Genomic DNA, 17672 nt, shown 5'->3' with positions numbered 1-17672 from the left:
TCAGCGAGGTGCGGCATCGCGCACCTTTCATCAGGCGAAAAAAAGCCCGGCTCTCCGGCCGGGCCAGACAAACTCAGGGCAGCGCAGCGACCACCGACATCTCTACCAGGATCTCCGGCTCGCAGAGCTTGGCTTCGACGGTGGCGCGCGCCGGCGCGACGCCGCGCGGCAGCCACTGGTCCCAGACGCGGTTCATGCCTTCGAAGTCGGCGTCGATGTCCTTCAGGTAGATGGTCACCGAGAGGATCCGGGTCTTGTCGGTGCCGGCCTCTTCCAGCAGACGCTCGATGGCCGCCAGGGTCTCGCGGGTCTGCTGCTCGACGCCCGCGGACATGTCCTCGCCCACCTGGCCCGCCAGGTAGACGGTGCCGTTGTGGACGACGATCTGGCTCATACGCTCGTTAGTGTGCTGGCGCTGGATGGGCATTCTTGGCGTTCTCCGGGGAATTGCTGTAGCGGGAAATATCCAGGCCTTCGGTGCTGATCTGCGGGCGCTTCTTCGCCATCAGGTCGGCCAGGTAGCGACCCGACCCGCAGGCCATGGTCCAACCCAGGGTGCCGTGGCCGGTATTGAGGAACAGGTTGCGGTAGCGGGTGGCGCCGACGATCGGGGTGCCATCCGGGGTCGCCGGGCGCAGGCCGGTCCAGAAGGTCGCCTGGCTGATGTCGCCGCCCTCGGGATAGAGGTCGGTGGTGATCATTTCCAGGGTCTCGCGGCGGCGCGGGTTCAGCGACAGGTCGAAGCCGGCGATTTCCGCCATGCCGCCAACGCGGATGCGCTGGTCGAAGCGGGTGATCGCCACCTTGTAGGTCTCGTCGAGGATGGTCGAGGTCGGCGCCATCTCCGGGTTGGTGATCGGCACGGTCAGCGAGTAGCCCTTCAGCGGATAGACCGGAGCCTTGATACCCAACGGCTTGAGCAGTTGCGGCGAGTAGCTGCCCAGGGCCAGTACGTAGTGGTCGGCGGTGAGCAATTCACCGTTGACCAGCACGCCGTTGATGCGGTCGCCGGCGAAGTCCAGGCGCTCGATGTTCTGGCCGAAGCGGAACTCCACGCCCAGGCCCTTGGCCATTTCCGCCAGGCGGGTGGTGAACAGCTGGCAGTCGCCGGTCTGGTCGTTGGGCAGGCGCAAGGCGCCGACCAGCTTGTCGGCGACCTTGGCCAGGGCCGGCTCGACGCGGGCGATGCCGTCGCGGTCGAGAACCTCGTAGGGCACGCCGGAGCGCTCGAGCACGGCGATATCCTTGCCAGCGGCATCCAACTGCGCCTGGGTGCGGAACAGTTGAGTGGTGCCGAGGGTGCGGCCCTCGTAGGCGATGCCGGTCTCGGCGCGCAGTTCGTCGAGGCAATCGCGGCTGTACTCGGACAGGCGGACCATGCGCTCCTTGTTCACCGCGTAGCGCTCGGCGGTGCAGTTGCGCAGCATCTGCAGCATCCAGGCGTACTGGCTGGGATCGGAGGTGAGCTTGATGGCCAGCGGCGCGTGCTTTTCCAGCAGCCACTTCATGGCCTTCAGGGGGATGCCCGGGGCTGCCCAGGGCGAAGCGTAGCCGGGAGACACCTGGCCGGCGTTGGCGAAGCTGGTTTCCAGCGCGGGACCGTCCTGACGGTCGACCACCACCACCTCGAACCCGGCACGGGCCAGGTAATACGCACTGGCGGTACCGATGACACCGCTGCCAAGGACCAGAACTCGCATTGTCGCCTCCCACGTCGCGGAGGAACCGCGGACGTTTGTTATTTTGAGCGTGTAGATGCGCGCAGTATAGGAAGAGGCAGACAGAAATAATCACCAATTTTAGGCGGTTACTCAGGTAAAAAACCGGACAACGACAGGTTTTACCGAGGCGCATCCACCATAAAACTGGAAAAATACCGCATATTTAAATGATCGAACTCAGGCCGGGAGCCGCTTTTTCGGGAAAGCCTGTCGCAGAAGCCATGGAAAACGGCAGGAGTCCCTGATGGAACCGCTCGCGACAGGAAAAATTCCGCGGACACTGCCCGACCCTTGCGACCGGAGCAGCGTCCCAGAGCGCTCGCGGAGCCTTTGCGCTATTTCTTCACCCACTTGCCGCCGACCTGGACATACTGCCCGGCAGGGGTTCTCTCCATCGCCTTCTTGCCGGCCATGGCCTCCACGTCGGCCAGCGAAGCGCCGCTGCTGTTGGCCACCTTCTGGTATTCGGCGCGCCGCGCGGCATTGATCTGCGCGGCGATGTCCGCCGCCTGGCCGCTGTTGCTGACCACGCCAAGGTAACCGTCCGCCTGCTCGCCGACCAGGCCCTGGGCCTTGGCGCCGCCAAGGGCCGACATGGCCTGGCCGAGGTCCATCGCCATGGCGGAAAGGCTGATGCCGAGGGCCAGCAGGGCGATACCGAGTTTGCTACGGGTTGTCATGGATCCGCTCCTTTAGAACAGGCCGCTGTTCTCGTTGATGATGCCGTCCAGAGCCTTGTCGACCTTGATGTAGATCTCGTGCTCGATTTTCACGTTGAGATTGATGTTGATCGGCTCGCTGGGAGCCGCCAGCTGCACGGTGGGCGTGCAGGCCATCGTCAGGCTGCCCAGCAGCAGGACAGCGAATAGAGCGCAGAGGCGCATCGGGGGTTCTCCTGTATGGCTCATGGCGCCGAAGCCTTGCGTTTCTGCATGCGCTCCTGCACACGTTGGCGAATGGTTTCGCTGACCCGGTCGCTCAGTTGCAGGCTGGTCAGCAGTGCCGGGATATCCTCCTCCAGGTTGACGTTGAGGTTGACCGGGCGCCCCTTCTCCAGGTCCGGGTTGCTGCCCTGCAAGCGCAGGCCGAGCAACAGCTTGCCATTCTCATGATAATCGACGCTGCTTTGCAGGACGTCGTAGTGGAAATCGTCGAGGGCATCGGCGACCAGCTTCATCCCCGGGTTGCTGCGCCCCAGCGCCTCGATCTTCGCCGAGCGGAAGCGCAGGTAGCCGGGCTCGCGGGCCTTGACCTGGCCGCCGGAGACGCTGGGCTTCCAGCGGTTCAGCATCAGCGGCAGCTCGCCGTCCAGGGTGCCTTCGCCGGCCAGGCCCTCCGCCGGATAGACCCGGAAAATCTCGCCGAGTTGTATGCCCTGGATACGCAAGGCGAACTTCTGCTCGGCCTGACCCAGGCGGATGCTCCCCGCGGGGACCGAGGCCTGCCCGCCGAACAGGCCGCTCTGCAACGTCTGCCAGCTCAGGCGGCCGCTGCCCGGCGCGGAAAGCGGGGCCTCGTAGCGCCCGCGGAAACTCATCGGCCCCAGCGGCAGGCCGGGATTGGCCTCGGCCAGGTTCAGGCCGGGGCTGTCCAGGCTCAACTGACCGCCGCGCAGGCGCAAGGCCAGGCTGCCGCCCAGCCCCTTCAGCTCGCTGCGGTCGTAGATACCGTCGAGGCCTTTCAGGGTCAGGTCCAGGTCGAGGGACGAGGCGCCCGCCGCATCGAGCTTCCAGCCGGCCGCGGCGATTGCGCGCCCATTGCCCAGTTCGAGCAGCCTCGGCCAGTCGGCGAGGGTCGCGGCCAGCGGATTGCCGGTACGGAAGAACACCTCGGCCAGCCTGGCGGAGAGTGCCAGGGGCGTCTTCGCGTCGCGCTGCAGCTGGATGTCCGCCGCCAGCCCCGCGCCGTTGCTCAGCCGTCCCTTCAGGCTGGTGCGCTCGAGGGTGGTGTCGAGCGGCCCCTTGAAGGTCCAGGCCAACGGCTTGAGGTTGGCCTGGCGGAGTTGTCCGACCTGCGCCTGCAGCGGCCCGGCGAAATGCAGCGCCAGCGGCTGGTAGGCCAGTTCGAGAGCGGTGCCGGCAAGGTCGAGGCGGGGCTGGCCAAGGTGCAGCGTCGACGGCTCGCCCAGGGAAGCCGCCTGCAATCGCGCGCCCGTGCCGAAGGAGAGGTTGGCACGCTGCCCGTCCAACCGGCCCTCCAGGGGAATCTCCGCGACCAGTCGCTCGGCTTTCCAGCCCTGGTATTGCAGGCGCGGCGCATCCACCTGCAAGCGGCCCTCCACCAGCCTGGCGGCCCAGGGCGAGATGCCCAGCAGGTCGAGTCGCGTCTCCAGCTTCAGCGTACTCGCGCCCTCGCTGGCGAACGCCAGGCGCAACGCGGTGATGCTATCGGCATCGCGCTCCAGCGGCTCGCTGCGCAAGCCCAGCACGCTCGGCCGCAGCTCGGCCGGGAGCGCCTGCAGCCACTCGCCGTGCAACTGGCTGAGGCGCAAGTCGCTGCGCAGCTGGCGTGGCAGCCAGGCACCCTCGTCCCCATCCAGTTGGACTTGCAGTTCGCCCTGTACATTACCCAGACCGGGCAGCGGCCAGGCTTGCGGAGCCTGCACCAGCAGCGCCGCCGAGCCACCGCCGTCGAGCACCCGGCGCGGCTCCAGCCAGTCGCGGCCAGGCGCCAGGCGGATCGTCCAGTCCGCTTGCAGACGCAGGGCTTGCGGTGCGTCGGGCAGGCGCTGCGCTTCCGGCAGCCAGCGATTGAGCCAGACCACCAGGCCACGGGTGTCCGGCAGGCCGGGCGCCTCCAGGCGCCCCCGCCAGAGGCCGTCGCCATCGGATGGCGCGAGCTGGCTATCCAGCGTCAGCAGCGCCTGCCGGTCGAGTTGCGCGCGCGCCCGCAGGCGCCAGCCGGCAGGCTCCTCGAAGAGCTGGGCGTCGAGCTGGGCCTGCTGTGCCTCCTGTTGCAGGCGCAGTTGCGCGGCCAGCGGAAACAGCGCTCCCGGCGGGCGGCCGATGTCCAGCCCGCCGTCCTGCTCGCAGCGGCCGGCGGGACAAGGCAGATCGAGATGGAAGCGTTCGAGGTGGATCTGTTCCGGCAGCCAGGCGAGGGTCTCGCGCAGGGACGTCCAGTCCAGCGCAGCGGAATCGTCGTCGGAACTCGCGGCAGCCGGTTGCCAGGCGAGCGCCACTTGCTCCACGCGCAGGCCGGGTAGACGCGGACGCCAACCCGACAGCCCGGGCCAGCGCAGCAGCGCGTGTTCCACGTCCAGTCGCAGTCTGGCGCCATCCGCGCCGCGCCGCTCCAGCGCCAACCGTCGCAGCCCGATGCCTTCGGCGGACAAGCCCAGACCTTGCCACTCCAGGCGCTCGACACCCTGCTCGCGCAACAGGCCGCGCCAGGCATGCCAGCCGTAGCCGAACGCCAGCAGCAACAGCACTGCAAATACCAGCAGCAACGTCGTCCTTTTGCGCAAACGCATGTCCTACCTCTGTCCGTTGCCGACCCGGCCAAGGGTGGCGGGGGCCTCGTGCAAGATCAAGGCGTTTTCCCTGGCCAGTGTTTTTCCCTGCTTTGGACGTTATATTGGCGGAAAATTTCCGGATTTTCCGAGCCAGACGGGGAGCCTCCATCCATGCGTACCCAGCATCAGAGCAAGCGCGAGCTGGACAAGATCGACCGCAACATCCTCCGCATCCTGCAGGAGGAAGGTCGCATTTCCTTCACCGAGCTGGGCGAACGCGTCGGCCTCTCGACCACACCCTGCACCGAACGCGTGCGCCGCCTGGAGCGCGAAGGCCTGATCATGGGCTATCACGCCCGGCTCAACCCGCAGCACCTGAAGGCCAGCCTGCTGGTGTTCGTCGAGATCAGCCTGGACTACAAGTCCGGCGATACCTTCGAAGAGTTTCGCCGGGCGGTGCTCAAGCTGCCCCATGTGCTGGAGTGCCACCTGGTGTCCGGCCACTTCGACTACCTGGTGAAGGCTCGCATCTCGGAAATGGCGTCCTACCGCAAGCTGCTCGGCGACATCCTGCTGAAACTGCCGCACGTACGCGAGTCGAAGAGCTATATCGTCATGGAAGAGGTCAAGGAATCGCTCGACCTACCGGTTCCGGATTGACCCAAGGCACTTTCCGGGAGTCCGCCAGGACTCCCGGCATAGACGGGAAACACCGTCGTTTCCGCACACGATCCCCGCAACACCTCGCAGTTTTTTCCTTTTTCGCCCTTGGCGAGCGCCTCGACTGACGTTTATGCTCCGTCAAATTTTCCACACATAATAATCAGGATTTCACACATGAACGCCCGCGTTCACCAGCCGGTGCATACCGCCCAACACGCCCCCTCCTACTACGCCGCCACGCTCAACCGACGCATCGAGTGCCCGCCCCTGGCCGGCGAAGAGCAGGCCGACGTGTGCGTCGTCGGCGGCGGCTTCTCGGGAGTGAACACGGCGTTGGAACTGGCCCAGCGCGGCTTCTCCGTGGTCCTGCTGGAAGCGTACCGGATCGGCTGGGGCGCCAGTGGACGCAATGGCGGCCAGTTGATCCGTGGCGTCGGCCATGACGTCGAGCAGTTCCTTCCGGTTATCGGCGCCGACGGCGTGAAGGCCCTCAAGCTGATGGGACTGGAGGCGGTGGAGATCGTCCGTCGCCGGGTCGAGCAGTACGCCATCGACTGCGATCTGCGCTGGGGCTACTGCGACCTGGCGAACAAGCCCGGCGACTACCAGGGCTTCCGCGAAGACATGGAGGAACTCCAGGCCCTCGGCTATCGCCACGAGATGCGCCTGGTGCCGGCCGCGGAGATGCGCAGCGTGGTCGGCTCCGATCGCTACGTCGGCGGCCTGGTGGACATGGGCTCCGGCCATCTGCATCCGCTCAACCTGGTCCTCGGCGAAGCCGCCGCTGCCCAGTCGCTGGGCGTCCGCCTGTTCGAGCGCTCGCCGGTGACGCGGATCGACTACGGCACGGAAGTCCAGGTGCATACCGCCGCCGGCAAGGTGCGGGCGAAGACCCTGGTGCTGGGCTGCAACGCCTACATGAACGACCTCAACCCGCTGCTCGGCGGCAAGGTACTGCCGGCCGGCAGCTACGTGATCGCCACCGAACCGCTGGACGAGCAACTGGCCCACCAACTGCTGCCGCAGAACATGGCGGTGTGCGACCAGCGCGTGGCCCTCGACTACTACCGGCTCTCCGCCGACAACCGCCTGCTGTTCGGTGGCGCCTGCCATTATTCCGGCCGCGACCCCAGCGACATCGCCGCCTACATGCGGCCGAAGATGCTGGAGGTATTCCCGCAACTGGCGAACGTCCGCATCGACTACCAATGGGGCGGCATGATCGGCATCGGCGCCAATCGCCTGCCACAGATCGGCCGCCTGCCAGGGCAGCCCAACGTGTACTTCGCCCAGGCCTATTCCGGACACGGGGTGAACGCCACGCACCTCGCCGGGCAGTTGCTCGCCGAAGCCATCGGCGGCCAGCAGAGCGACGGCTTCGACCTGTTCGCCAAGGTGCCGCACATCACCTTCCCCGGCGGCAAGCTGCTGCGCTCGCCACTGCTGGCGCTGGGCATGGCCTGGTACCGGCTGAAGGAAAAACTCGGTAGCTGAGCCCATCCGAGGCTCGCTGGATTCTGAAAAAATCAGGCGGGGCATCGCTCTTCCGAGGAAAACTCCTAGAATTCGCACGACCGGGATGAGCCGGTCGTTCGAGTTTCCACGGGAGATATCCTTGCTTCGCCGATTCCTCCTGCTGGCCCTCCTGGCCCTCTCCGGCTGCGCCAGCACTCCTCCGCCGCAACCGTCGTCGGCACTGCCCGCCGAGGGTACCTGGCTGGCCAGGCAGGCCGAAGTCCTGGGACGCGACCACCCCGGCCAGTCCGGCTTCCACCTGCTGGGCGCCAGCGAAGATGCCTTCGTCGCCCGCGCGGCGCTGATTCGCGCAGCCCAGCGCAGCCTCGACATCCAGTACTACATCGTCCACGACGGACTGACCACGCGCGCCCTCGCCTACGAGTTGCTCAAGGCAGCCGACCGTGGCGTGCGGGTACGCATCCTCATCGACGACACCGCCAGCGATGGCTGGGACTACGAGATCGGTGTGCTCTCCGCCCATCCGAACATCCAGGTGCGCCTGTTCAACCCGTTGCACCTGGGCCGCGCCACCGGCATCACGCGAGGCGTCGGCCGCCTGTTCAACCTGTCCCAGCAGCACCGGCGCATGCACAACAAGCTGTGGCTGGCCGACGGCACGGCGGCCATAGTCGGCGGACGCAACCTCGGCGACGAGTATTTCAACGCCAAGCCGGAGATGAACTTCACCGACCTCGACCTGCTCGGCGTCGGCCCCATCGCCAACCAGCTCTCGCACAGCTTCGACCAGTACTGGAACAGCGCCATCAGCCGGCCGATCGAAGACTTCCTCTGGCGCGCGCCCTATCCCGGCGAGCTGGACTCGGCCCGACGCAAGTTGCAGCGCTACCTGCGCAAGGAATCGGTGAAGGAGTCAGGCTACATCCGCCACCTGTTCGACCGCGGCGACCAGCCACGCCTGGGCAACTGGCTGGAGAATCTCACCTGGGCACGCGCCGAGGCGATCTGGGATGCCCCGCTGAAGGTATTGAGCCGCGGCGAACCCGACCCGCACCTGCTGCTCAGTCCGCACCTGGCGGGCCTGTTCAAGGGCGTGCAGAAGGAACTGATCCTGGTCTCGGCGTATTTCGTCCCGGCCAAGGACGGTCTCAACTACCTCACCGGCAAGGCCGACAGCGGCGTCCGCGTGCGCCTGCTGACCAATTCCCTGGAAGCCACCGACGTGCCCGCCGTGCATGCCGGCTACGCACCCTATCGGATGGCGCTGCTGGAACATGGCGTGAAGCTCTACGAGCTGCGCGCCAATCCCGACCAGCCGCTGAGCGGCGCACCCTGGCGCCTGCACGGATCGAGCAGCGCCAGCCTGCACAGCAAGGCGATGGTCTTCGACCGGCGCAAGGTATTCATCGGTTCGTTCAACTTCGATCCGCGCTCGATCCTGTGGAACACCGAAGTCGGGGTCATCGTCGACAGTCCGCTGCTGGCCGAGCAGGTCCGCCAACTGGCGCTGGAGGGCATGGCGCCGAGCGTCAGCTACCAGGTTCGCATCGACCGCAGCGGGAGCCGGCCGAGACTGGTCTGGATCGACGAACGCGACGGCCGGACCCAGGTCCTGCGCCACGAGCCGGGCAGCCTGTGGCGACGCCTGAACGCCTGGGTCGCGGGATTGATCGGACTGGAAAAGATGCTCTGAGGGTCACTCGGAGGCTTCTAGGCCGGTCGCCTCGTCGTCCGCCGGAGTCGCCCCGCGCAGCCGCACCAGCACCACGAAGCCCGCCGCTCCGAGCGCCATCATCAACGGCAGGGCGTGACCGCTGATCCACTGGCTGGCGGCGCCGGTGGCCAGCGGGCCGAGCAGGCAGCCGATTCCCCATAGCTGCGCGACATGGGCATTGGCCCGGACCAGGGCATCGTCTCGGTAGCGCTCACCGATCAGGATCAGCGCCAGGGTGAACAACCCGCCGGCGCTGGCCCCGAACAGCACCAGCAGCGGCCAGATCAACGGCGTCTGCAGCAGCAGGGGAATCGCCAGGCTGCTCAGCAGCAGCACCAGGCCGCAGCCGCCGAACAGGCCGCTGCGCGAGACCCGGTCGGCGAGCCAGCCGATCGGCAGCTGCAGCAATGCATCGCCCACCACCACGGTACTGACCATGGCCAGCGCCACCGCTTGCGGAAAGCCCTGGCGCAACCCGTAGACCGGCAGCAGGGTGAGGATCATCGCCTCGAAGGCAGCGAACAGCACCACCGCCCAGGCGATCGCCGGCAGGCCCCGGCAGAAGGCCCACAAACCGCGCCCGGAGGCGCTGTGCGGATCGACCTTGGGCGCACCGCTGCGGCCCAGCAGCAGCAACGAGCCAGCAATCAGCAGGCAGACGCCGAACCAGAAGCCACGGTCGTCGGCGGTACCGATGAAGGTCAGCAGTACCGGCCCGGACAGTTGGCTGAGGGCGTAGCCGGTGCCGTACAGCGCGACCAGCCGGCCACGCCACTTCTCCACTGCCAACTGGTTGATCCAGCTTTCCCCGAGGATGAACACCACGGTGAGCTGCACGCCGATCAGCAGGCGCAGCAACAGCCATACCGGGTAGCTCTGCAGCAGCGCCAGCAGGCCGACGGAGGCTGCCCCGGTGAGCAGGCACAACTGCATCAGCCGCGGCGTGCCGACGCGCGCGGCGAGGCGCCCGGCGATCATCGCGCCGAGCAGCACGCCCACTGCCGGCGTGCTGGCCATCACGCCGATGGCGAAACTGCCGTAACCCCAGCTCTCCAGGCGCAACGAGACCAGCGGCATGGTCAGGCCAAGGGCGAGGCCGATGCTGATGACTGCGGAACAGACGGCGAAATAGCTTCCCCAACGCATTGCGATTCTCCCGTTGGCACCCCGGAAGCCTTGCCGGGGCGAGCGGATATATCCGGCGCACGAAGCACAGCGGCCGGGCTTCCAGAAGGAAACCCGGCCGCGGGTGTGGCTCGAGAGAGCCGGCCCGGAAGGGCCGACCTAGGCGATCAGAGCTTGATCCAGGTCGCCTTCAGCTCGGTGTACTTGTCGAAGGCGTGCAGCGACTTGTCGCGACCGTTGCCCGACTGCTTGAAGCCGCCGAACGGAGCGGTCATGTCGCCGCCGTCGTACTGGTTGACCCAGACGCTGCCGGCGCGCAGGGCCTTGGCAGTCAGGTGCGCCTTGGACAGGTTGCTGGTCCAGACCGCCGCCGCCAGCCCGTAGGGCGTGTCGTTGGCGATGCGCACGGCTTCCTCGGCATCCTCGAACTCGATCACCGAGAGCACCGGGCCGAAGATTTCCTCGCGGGCGATCTTCATCGCATTGGTCACGCCGTCGAAGATGGTCGGCTCGACGTAGGTGCCACCGGTTTCTTCAAGAGTCCGCTTGCCGCCGGCAACCAGCTTGGCGCCGTCGTTGTGACCGGCCTCGATGTAGGACAGCACGGTGTTCATCTGCTGGGTGTCCACCAGCGCGCCGACGTTGGTTTCCGGATCCAGCGGGTTGCCCGGCTTCCAACCCTTGAGGGCCTCGATCACCAGGGGCAGGAACTTGTCCTTGATGGAGCGCTCCACCAGCAGGCGCGAACCGGCGGTGCAGACTTCGCCCTGGTTGAAGGCGATGGCGCCAGCAGCGGCCTCGGCGGCGGCCTTCAGGTCCGGAGCGTCGGCGAAGACGATGTTCGGGCTCTTGCCGCCGGCCTCCAGCCAGACGCGCTTCATGTTCGACTCGCCGGCATAGACCATCAGTTGCTTGGCGATCTTGGTCGAACCGGTGAACACCAGAGTGTCGACATCCATGTGCAGTGCCAGCGCCTTGCCCACGGTGTGACCGTAGCCCGGCAGCACGTTGAACACGCCTTTCGGAATGCCGGCCTCGACGGCCAGCTGGGCGATGCGGATGGCGGTCAGCGGCGACTTCTCGGAGGGCTTGAGGATCACCGAGTTGCCGGTGGCCAGGGCCGGACCGAGTTTCCAGCAGGACATCAGCAGCGGGAAGTTCCACGGCACGATGGCGGCGACCACGCCGACCGGCTCGCGGGTCACCAGGCCCAGTTCGGCATGGGGAGTGGCGGCGACTTCGTCATAGATCTTGTCGATCGCCTCGGCGCTCCAGCGCAGGCTGTTGGCAGCGCTGGCGACGTCGATGTGCAGCGAGTCGCTGATCGGCTTGCCCATGTCCAGGGTTTCCAGCAGGGCCAGTTCCTCGGCGTTCTCCAGCAGCAGATCGGCGAAGCGGATCATCGTCTGTTTGCGCTTGGCCGGCGCCAGGCGCGACCAGGCGCCGGAATCGAAGGCATTGCGGGCGACCTTGACCGCCTGCTCGGCATCGGCCAGGTCGCAACTGGCGACCTTGGCCAGGAAGCGGCCATCCACCGGGCTGAGGCAATCGAAGGTCTCGCCGGAGGCGGCGTTGCTGTATTCGCCGTTGACGAAGGCACGGCCTTCGATCTTCAGGTCTTTGGCGCGGGCTTCCCAGTCGGCGCGGGTCAGGGTGGTCATGACAACGTGTCCTCTTATTGGTGTTCTGGGCGCCTGGGAGACAGGCGCGCTGTCAGATTCTGCAAGGCGGGCGCGCGGCCCGTGGTGTCCGCCACCCTAAACCAGAGCAGCGCCTGTTTTCAATATATTTGACAGGAACGCCTCTAACTCCCTTGTCACGTTCATTATTTTAAACATAGACTCGCTCGGACTAGCGTCTTCATCCCTCGCGTGCAACCTGGGTGGCCCTATGACAATGAATAACGAGCCGCAGTCGAGCAGCCTCGACAACTTCTGGATGCCCTTCACCGCCAACCGCCAGTTCAAGGCGCGGCCGCGCCTGCTGGAAAGCGCCGAAGGCATCCACTATATCGCCCAGGGCGGGCGCCGCATCCTCGACGGCACCGCCGGCCTCTGGTGCTGCAATGCCGGCCACGGCCGGCGCGAGATCAGCGAAGCGGTGGCCCGGCAGATCGCCACCCTCGACTACGCCCCGCCGTTCCAGATGGGTCACCCGCTGCCGTTCGAACTCGCCGCACGGCTGGCGGAAATCGCCCCGGCGGGCCTGAACAAAGTATTCTTCACCAACTCCGGCTCGGAATCGGCGGACACCGCTCTGAAGATCGCCCTTGCCTACCAGCGCGCCATCGGCCAGGGCACCCGCACCCGCCTGATCGGCCGCGAACTGGGCTACCACGGAGTCGGCTTCGGCGGCCTGTCGGTAGGCGGCATGGTCAACAACCGCAAGGCCTTCTCCGCCAACCTGCTGCCGGGGGTCGACCACCTGCCGCACACCCTGGACGTCGCCAGCAACGCCTTCACCGTCGGCCTGCCCGAGCATGGCGTGGAAAAGGCCGAGGAGCTGGAACGCCTGGTGACCCTGCACGGCGCCGAGAATATCGCCGCGGTGATCGTCGAGCCGATGTCCGGCTCGGCCGGCGTGGTGCTGCCACCCAAGGGCTACCTTCAGCGGCTGCGCGAGATCACCCGCAAGCATGGCATCCTGCTGATCTTCGACGAAGTGATCACCGGTTTCGGCCGCGTCGGCGAAGCCTTCGCCGCGCAGCGCTGGGGCGTCGTCCCGGACCTGCTGACCTGCGCCAAGGGGCTGACCAACGGCAGCATCCCGATGGGCGCCGTATTCGTCGACGAGAAGATCCACGCTGCCTTCATGCAAGGCCCGCAGGGCGCCATCGAGTTCTTCCACGGCTATACCTATTCCGGCCACCCGGTAGCCTGCGCCGCCGCCCTGGCGACCCTGGACATCTACCGTCGCGACGACCTGTTCCAGCGGGCCGTCGAACTGGAAGGCTACTGGCAGGACGCGCTGTTCAGCCTGCGCGACCTGCCCAACGTGGTCGACATCCGCGCCGTCGGCCTGGTCGGCGGCGTGCAACTGGCGCCGCACGCGGACGGCCCCGGCAAGCGCGGCTACGACGTCTTCGAGCGCTGCTTCTGGGAGCACGACCTGATGGTCCGGGTGACCGGCGACATCATCGCCATGTCGCCGCCGCTGATCATCGACAAGCCCCACATCGACCAGATCGTCGAGCGCCTGGCCCAGGCCATCCGCGCCAGCGTCTGATCCAGCGGGCGGCTGGCGCCGCCCTGCCCCCAACTGGCCAGAACCACAAGAACCGAGAGTCAGCATGAACATCGAACAGATCGTCGACTTCGCCCAGGCCAACAGCGCCCCGGAGCACTACAGCCCGGCGCCGGAGAAAATCCTCAAGGGCGACCCGAAACAGAGCGTGCGCAACCACTACGGCAGCCCCTGCGGGCAGTTCAACGCCGGTATCTGGGAAGGCGCCGTGGGCCAGTGGACGGTGAACTACACCGAACACGAGTACTGCGAGATCATCCAGGGCGTCTCGGTGCTGCGCGACCGGCACGGCAACGCCAAGACCGTGCGCGCCGGCGACCGCTTCGTGATCCCTGCCGGCTTCCAGGGCACCTGGGAAGTGCTCGAAGCCTGTCGCAAGGTCTATGTGATCTTCGAAGCCAAGGCCTGAGCCCCGGCTTCATCCAGAATGCTTGTTACCCTTGCCCGCCACCTGGCGGGCTTTTTTGTGCGCGGCCCGGGGTTCGTACGCCGGAAATGAAAAAGCCCGCCAGGTGGCGGGCTTTTCGCAAGGTGCCGGATCAATTACTTGATCTTGGCTTCCTTGTAGATCACGTGCTGACGAACGACCGGATCGTACTTCTTGATCTCGATCTTCTCAGGCTTGGTACGCTTGTTCTTGTCGGTGGTGTAGAAGTGGCCGGTACCGGCGCTGGACACCAGACGAATCAATTCACGCATGATTCAGCTCCTTAGAATTTTTCGCCGCGGGCACGCAGGTCAGCCAGGACGGCCTCGATGCCACGCTTGTCGATGATACGCATGCCCTTGGCGGAAACGCGCAGACGTACGAAGCGCTTCTCGGACTCGACCCAGAAACGGTGGTGCTGCAGGTTCGGCAGGAAACGGCGGCGGGTTTTGTTGTGTGCGTGGGAAATGTTATTCCCGGTAACCGGACCCTTACCGGTTACTTGACAGACTCTAGACATGCCTCAGCCCTCTATAACCTCATGCCCAACCCGGCATGGGTTGGCTGCTTTAACTCAAGTTCGATACTCAGTTTCACCGGGGTCTTACCCGCTGCATCCCGACGAAGGAGAGCGTGGCCCCAGAAAAGAGCGCAGCTTTATATCAGAAAGGCGCCCCGCGCCGCAAGGGCGAAGACCCATGGCGCAGCCGCGGCCCGCCTCGCTGCGGGCTTCGCACCGCGGCCGTTCGTCGCCTTGCCTCGTTGTCGCTGCCCGCCGCATGGTCTAGGGTAGCGATTCAAGGTCGCCAACGGCCTTGCATGACTGCGCCCAACCGCTGCGGATGGGCATGTTAACCGTTCGAATGGAGCCCGTCATGCGCCTCGCCGCTTTCTCCCTGTTCCTCGCCCCCCTGCTGCTCGCCCAGCCCGCCGCCGCTGCCGCCTTGAGCGTGTGCACCGAAGCCAGTCCCGAGGGCTTCGACGTGGTCCAGTACAACTCTCTGACCACCACCAACGCCTCGGCCGATGTGCTGATGAACCGCCTGGTCGAGTTCGACGCCGGCAAGGGGGCGGTGGTGCCCTCGCTGGCCGAGCGCTGGTCGGTGTCCGACGACGGCCTGAGCTATCGCTTCGACCTGCGCCAGGGCGTGCACTTCCACAGTACCGCCTACTTCAAGCCGAGCCGTACTCTCGACGCCGACGACGTGGTGTTCAGCTTCCAGCGCATGCTCGATCCGGCCAATCCCTGGCACAAGGTGGCGCAGAACGGCTTCCCGCACGCCCAGTCGATGCAACTGCCGGAACTGATCGAGCGGGTGGAGAAAAGCGGCGACCACCAGGTGCTGTTCGTTCTCGACCACCCCGACGCGACCTTCCTGCCGATGCTGAGCATGGGCTTCGCCTCCATCTATTCGGAGGAATACGCCGACCAGTTGATGAAGGCCGGAACCCCGGAAAAGCTCAACGCCGAGCCGATCGGCAGCGGCCCGTTCGTGTTCAAGCGCTTCCAGAAGGACGCGGTGGTGCGCTACGCCGCCAACCCCGAGTACTTCGCCGGCAAGCCGGCGGTCGACGCGCTGATCTTCGCCATCACCCCGGACGCCAACGTGCGCCTGCAGAAGTTGCGCCGCGGCGAATGCCAGATCGCCCTGTCGCCGAAGCCGCTGGACGTGGAGAGCGCGCGCAAGGACGCCAGCCTGAAGGTCGAGCAGACGCCCGCCTTCATGACCGCCTTCGTCGCCCTCAATACCCAGCATCCGCCGCTGGACGATCCCAAGGTGCGCCAGGCGATCAACCTGGCCTTCGACCGCACCAGCTACCTGCAGGCGGTATTCGAAGGCAGCGCCAGTGCCGCCACCGGCATCTATCCGCCGAACACCTGGAGCTATGCCAGGGATATTCCCGCCTACCCGCACGACCCCGAACAGGCGCGCAAGCTGCTGGCCGGCAAGCAGCTTCCCGAGCTGAACATCTGGACCCGCCCTTCCGGCAGCCTGCTCAACCCCAACCCGAGCCTCGGCGCCCAACTGCTCCAGGCCGACCTGGCGGAGGCCGGGATCAAGGCCAACATCCGCGTCATCGAATGGGGCGAACTGATCCGTCGCGCCAAGAACGGCGAACACGACCTGCTGTTCATGGGCTGGGCCGGCGACAACGGCGATCCGGATAACTTCCTCACCCCGCAATTCAGCTGCGCCAGCGTCAAGTCGGGGCTCAACTTCGCACGCTATTGCGATCCCGGCCTGGATAAGCTGATTGCCGACGGCAAGGCCGCCAGCAGCCAGGAACAACGCACTGGCCTGTACCACCAGGCGCAGAAACTGATCCACGAACAGGCGCTCTGGCTGCCCCTGGCCCACCCGACCGCCTTCGCCCTGACCCGCCAGGAGGTGCAGGGCTACCAGGTCAATCCGTTCGGTCGCCAGGATTTCTCGCGGGTCGCCGTGAAACGCTGAAGGCCACGCCCGGGAGAACGCAGCGATGGATCTCGACCGTCTCTACCTGCCGCATTGGCAGTTCAGCGAACACCACCAGCGGCTGATCGACGCGCCGGCCGCCGCGCTGCTCGACGCGGTGGAAGACCTGCTGCGCTTCGACGACCCGCTGGTGCGCGCCCTCCTCGTCCTGCGCGAAGCTCCGGGAAGGCTGGCCGGCCTGCTGGGCCGGCGCAACGACCTGGCCGGCCGCCCACGCTTCGGCCTGCATGAGTTCACCCGCCTGGAGCGCCACGCCGACCAGGCCATCGCCTACGGACTGGTAGGTCGCTTCTGGCGCGCCGACTTCGCGCTGGAGCGCATCGCGGACGGCGAACATTTCCGCCGCTACGACCAGCCCGGAGTGGCCAAGCTGGTGCTGGGTTTCCGTTGCACACCCAGCGCCGGCGCTACCCTGCTGCACACAGAAACCCGGGTGTTCTGCCCCGATCGCGCCAGCCGCCTGCGCTTCACCCCCTACTGGTGGGCGATCCGCCCGGTCAGCGGGCTGATCCGCCGGCGCCTGCTGGCGGGCATCGAGCGGCGCCTGGGCTGAGCCCTTCGCCGAACGCTCACAGCCAACCGTATTCGGCCAGCGACAGCGGCTCGCCATCGCCGATGATGAAGTGGTCGAGCACCCGCACGTCGATGAGCGCCAGGGCTTCCTTGAGGCGCGCGGTGAGCTGGCGGTCGGCGAGACTCGGACGGGCGTCGCCGGAAGGGTGGTTATGGGTCAGGATCAGCGCCGCCGCGTTGTGCGCCAGGGTGCGCTTGACCACCTGGCGCGGGTAGACGCTGGCGCCGTCGATGCTGCCCTGGAACAGCACCTCGAACGCCAGGACCCGGTGCCTCGTGTCGAGGAACAGGCAGGCGAACACCTCGTGCTGCTCGTGGCGCAGGCGCGCCTTGAGATAGTCGCGCACCGCCTGCGGGCTCTCCAGTATCGAATCGCGACGCAGGCGCTCGGCCAGGTGGCGCCGGCCCATCTCCAGCACGGCCTGCAATTGCGCATACTTGGCCACGCCGAGCCCGAGATGGCCGCAGAACGAGGCGAGGTCCGCCTCGAGCAGGGCACGCAGCCCGCCGAACTCGCTCAACAGCCGCCGCGACAGCTCGACCGCACTGCAACCGGTCACTCCGGTGCGCAGGAAGATCGCCAACAGCTCGGCATCGGAAAGGGCCGCCGCGCCCTGCTCCAGAAGCTTCTCCCGAGGCCGTTCGGCTTCGGGCCAATCGCGGATGCTCATTCGCTTTCCCCATCGAGCCCGCCCGCTGTTCCCGTGCGGACGCTGTGCTATCTTAGCCCATCCTTTTTGCGCGGCAGACGACCTGGGGAGGCGCGTTTGCCGAAGCGCATGTCATCCATTTCCTTATT

General features: G+C 66.5%; 17 protein-coding genes. 7 read left to right on the top strand and 10 right to left on the bottom strand.

Annotated elements, in window-relative coordinates; translation table 11 throughout:
- Positions 1–73: 73 nt before the first annotated feature.
- From HMPREF2886_RS08935 to HMPREF2886_RS08915, 5 genes are all read right to left on the bottom strand, one after another.
- Positions 74–427, bottom strand: a complete 354-nt coding sequence (locus tag HMPREF2886_RS08935) for a RidA family protein (RefSeq protein WP_003098273.1) — start codon at positions 425–427, stop codon at positions 74–76.
- Positions 402–1700 carry a D-amino acid dehydrogenase gene (gene dadA, locus HMPREF2886_RS08930; protein WP_003098274.1) on the bottom strand — a complete coding sequence of 433 codons (1299 nt, stop codon included), beginning with the start codon at positions 1698–1700 and terminating at the stop codon, positions 402–404. Before dadA ends, HMPREF2886_RS08935 begins: the two co-directional genes overlap by 26 nt.
- Before the next feature lie 356 nt (positions 1701–2056).
- Positions 2057–2401 carry a YdbL family probable chaperone protein gene (locus HMPREF2886_RS08925; protein WP_003098276.1) on the bottom strand — a complete coding sequence of 115 codons (345 nt, stop codon included), beginning with the start codon at positions 2399–2401 and terminating at the stop codon, positions 2057–2059.
- A 12-nt stretch (positions 2402–2413) separates the two neighbouring features.
- Positions 2414–2605, bottom strand: a complete 192-nt coding sequence (locus tag HMPREF2886_RS08920) for a YnbE family lipoprotein (protein ID WP_003096523.1) — start codon at positions 2603–2605, stop codon at positions 2414–2416.
- Between the two features lie 20 nt (positions 2606–2625).
- Positions 2626–5193 carry an intermembrane phospholipid transport YdbH family protein gene (locus HMPREF2886_RS08915; protein WP_042168728.1) on the bottom strand — a complete coding sequence of 856 codons (2568 nt, stop codon included), beginning with the start codon at positions 5191–5193 and terminating at the stop codon, positions 2626–2628.
- Between the two features lie 153 nt (positions 5194–5346).
- Here HMPREF2886_RS08915 and dadR point away from each other — a divergent pair, with 153 nt between their 5' ends.
- The 3 genes from dadR (at position 5347) to HMPREF2886_RS08900 (ending at position 9007) form a co-directional block, all read left to right on the top strand.
- Positions 5347–5835 (top strand): transcriptional regulator DadR, encoded by a 489-nt coding sequence (gene dadR / locus HMPREF2886_RS08910; protein ID WP_003096535.1) that lies wholly within the window; start codon positions 5347–5349, stop codon positions 5833–5835.
- A gap of 177 nt (positions 5836–6012) precedes the next feature.
- Complete coding sequence (locus HMPREF2886_RS08905) at positions 6013–7332, top strand: NAD(P)/FAD-dependent oxidoreductase (protein ID WP_033970053.1); 1320 nt, start codon at positions 6013–6015, stop codon at positions 7330–7332.
- An 85-nt stretch (positions 7333–7417) separates the two neighbouring features.
- On the top strand, positions 7418–9007 hold the full coding sequence (locus HMPREF2886_RS08900; protein WP_042168731.1) for a phospholipase D family protein: 1590 nt from the start codon (positions 7418–7420) through the stop codon (positions 9005–9007).
- A gap of 3 nt (positions 9008–9010) precedes the next feature.
- On the opposite strand, the gene HMPREF2886_RS08895 is transcribed toward HMPREF2886_RS08900, so the two are convergent.
- On the bottom strand, positions 9011–10174 hold the full coding sequence (locus HMPREF2886_RS08895; protein ID WP_033978476.1) for an MFS transporter: 1164 nt from the start codon (positions 10172–10174) through the stop codon (positions 9011–9013).
- A gap of 146 nt (positions 10175–10320) precedes the next feature.
- A complete protein-coding gene (locus HMPREF2886_RS08890) occupies positions 10321–11814 on the bottom strand; it encodes an aldehyde dehydrogenase (protein ID WP_003098285.1) in 1494 nt (497 codons plus the stop codon).
- Between the two features lie 229 nt (positions 11815–12043).
- On the opposite strand from HMPREF2886_RS08890, the gene HMPREF2886_RS08885 reads away from it, so the two are divergent.
- Positions 12044–13378: an omega-aminotransferase AptA gene (locus HMPREF2886_RS08885; RefSeq protein WP_058017129.1), complete on the top strand. Its 1335-nt coding sequence runs from the start codon at positions 12044–12046 to the stop codon at positions 13376–13378.
- A 64-nt stretch (positions 13379–13442) separates the two neighbouring features.
- Positions 13443–13805 carry a cupin domain-containing protein gene (locus HMPREF2886_RS08880; RefSeq protein ID WP_003096551.1) on the top strand — a complete coding sequence of 121 codons (363 nt, stop codon included), beginning with the start codon at positions 13443–13445 and terminating at the stop codon, positions 13803–13805.
- Between the two features lie 134 nt (positions 13806–13939).
- On the opposite strand, the gene rpmG is transcribed toward HMPREF2886_RS08880, so the two are convergent.
- Both rpmG and rpmB read right to left on the bottom strand, forming a co-directional pair.
- Positions 13940–14095 (bottom strand): 50S ribosomal protein L33, encoded by a 156-nt coding sequence (gene rpmG / locus HMPREF2886_RS08875; protein ID WP_003096555.1) that lies wholly within the window; start codon positions 14093–14095, stop codon positions 13940–13942.
- An 11-nt stretch (positions 14096–14106) separates the two neighbouring features.
- On the bottom strand, positions 14107–14343 hold the full coding sequence (gene rpmB / locus HMPREF2886_RS08870) for a 50S ribosomal protein L28 (protein ID WP_003096556.1): 237 nt from the start codon (positions 14341–14343) through the stop codon (positions 14107–14109).
- Between the two features lie 355 nt (positions 14344–14698).
- Between rpmB and HMPREF2886_RS08865 the strand changes: the two genes are divergently transcribed.
- Positions 14699–16279, top strand: a complete 1581-nt coding sequence (locus HMPREF2886_RS08865) for an ABC transporter substrate-binding protein (RefSeq protein ID WP_070747164.1) — start codon at positions 14699–14701, stop codon at positions 16277–16279.
- Between the two features lie 25 nt (positions 16280–16304).
- The gene (locus HMPREF2886_RS08860; RefSeq protein ID WP_070747162.1) at positions 16305–16853 is read left to right on the top strand and encodes a hypothetical protein; all 549 of its coding nucleotides are present in this window, start codon (positions 16305–16307) and stop codon (positions 16851–16853) included.
- A 16-nt stretch (positions 16854–16869) separates the two neighbouring features.
- Here the strand turns inward: HMPREF2886_RS08860 and radC are convergent, their stop codons facing one another.
- A complete protein-coding gene (gene radC, locus HMPREF2886_RS08855; protein ID WP_003096559.1) occupies positions 16870–17544 on the bottom strand; it encodes a RadC family protein in 675 nt (224 codons plus the stop codon).
- Positions 17545–17672 lie beyond the last annotated feature (128 nt).

This window comes from Pseudomonas sp. HMSC066A08 (genome assembly GCF_001813025.1).
GTDB lineage: Bacteria > Pseudomonadota > Gammaproteobacteria > Pseudomonadales > Pseudomonadaceae > Pseudomonas > Pseudomonas aeruginosa.
The sequence above is the reverse complement of the archived record's forward strand: the minus strand, read 5'-3'. Positions and strand labels throughout refer to the sequence as shown.

Excerpts from the sequence above, each read along its gene's own strand:
- HMPREF2886_RS08935 (WP_003098273.1), bottom strand. The coding sequence starts at position 427 with ATGCCCATCCAGCGCCAGCACACTAACGAGCGTATGAGCCAGATCGTC.
- dadA (WP_003098274.1), bottom strand. The coding sequence starts at position 1,700 with ATGCGAGTTCTGGTCCTTGGCAGCGGTGTCATCGGTACCGCCAGTGCG.
- HMPREF2886_RS08925 (WP_003098276.1), bottom strand. The coding sequence starts at position 2,401 with ATGACAACCCGTAGCAAACTCGGTATCGCCCTGCTGGCCCTCGGCATC.
- HMPREF2886_RS08920 (WP_003096523.1), bottom strand. The coding sequence starts at position 2,605 with ATGCGCCTCTGCGCTCTATTCGCTGTCCTGCTGCTGGGCAGCCTGACG.
- HMPREF2886_RS08915 (WP_042168728.1), bottom strand. The coding sequence starts at position 5,193 with ATGCGTTTGCGCAAAAGGACGACGTTGCTGCTGGTATTTGCAGTGCTG.
- dadR (WP_003096535.1), top strand. The coding sequence starts at position 5,347 with ATGCGTACCCAGCATCAGAGCAAGCGCGAGCTGGACAAGATCGACCGC.
- HMPREF2886_RS08905 (WP_033970053.1), top strand. The coding sequence starts at position 6,013 with ATGAACGCCCGCGTTCACCAGCCGGTGCATACCGCCCAACACGCCCCC.
- HMPREF2886_RS08900 (WP_042168731.1), top strand. The coding sequence starts at position 7,418 with ATGAGCCGGTCGTTCGAGTTTCCACGGGAGATATCCTTGCTTCGCCGA.
- HMPREF2886_RS08895 (WP_033978476.1), bottom strand. The coding sequence starts at position 10,174 with ATGCGTTGGGGAAGCTATTTCGCCGTCTGTTCCGCAGTCATCAGCATC.
- HMPREF2886_RS08890 (WP_003098285.1), bottom strand. The coding sequence starts at position 11,814 with ATGACCACCCTGACCCGCGCCGACTGGGAAGCCCGCGCCAAAGACCTG.
- HMPREF2886_RS08885 (WP_058017129.1), top strand. The coding sequence starts at position 12,044 with ATGACAATGAATAACGAGCCGCAGTCGAGCAGCCTCGACAACTTCTGG.
- HMPREF2886_RS08880 (WP_003096551.1), top strand. The coding sequence starts at position 13,443 with ATGAACATCGAACAGATCGTCGACTTCGCCCAGGCCAACAGCGCCCCG.
- rpmG (WP_003096555.1), bottom strand. The coding sequence starts at position 14,095 with ATGCGTGAATTGATTCGTCTGGTGTCCAGCGCCGGTACCGGCCACTTC.
- rpmB (WP_003096556.1), bottom strand. The coding sequence starts at position 14,343 with ATGTCTAGAGTCTGTCAAGTAACCGGTAAGGGTCCGGTTACCGGGAAT.
- HMPREF2886_RS08865 (WP_070747164.1), top strand. The coding sequence starts at position 14,699 with ATGCGCCTCGCCGCTTTCTCCCTGTTCCTCGCCCCCCTGCTGCTCGCC.
- HMPREF2886_RS08860 (WP_070747162.1), top strand. The coding sequence starts at position 16,305 with ATGGATCTCGACCGTCTCTACCTGCCGCATTGGCAGTTCAGCGAACAC.
- radC (WP_003096559.1), bottom strand. The coding sequence starts at position 17,544 with ATGAGCATCCGCGATTGGCCCGAAGCCGAACGGCCTCGGGAGAAGCTT.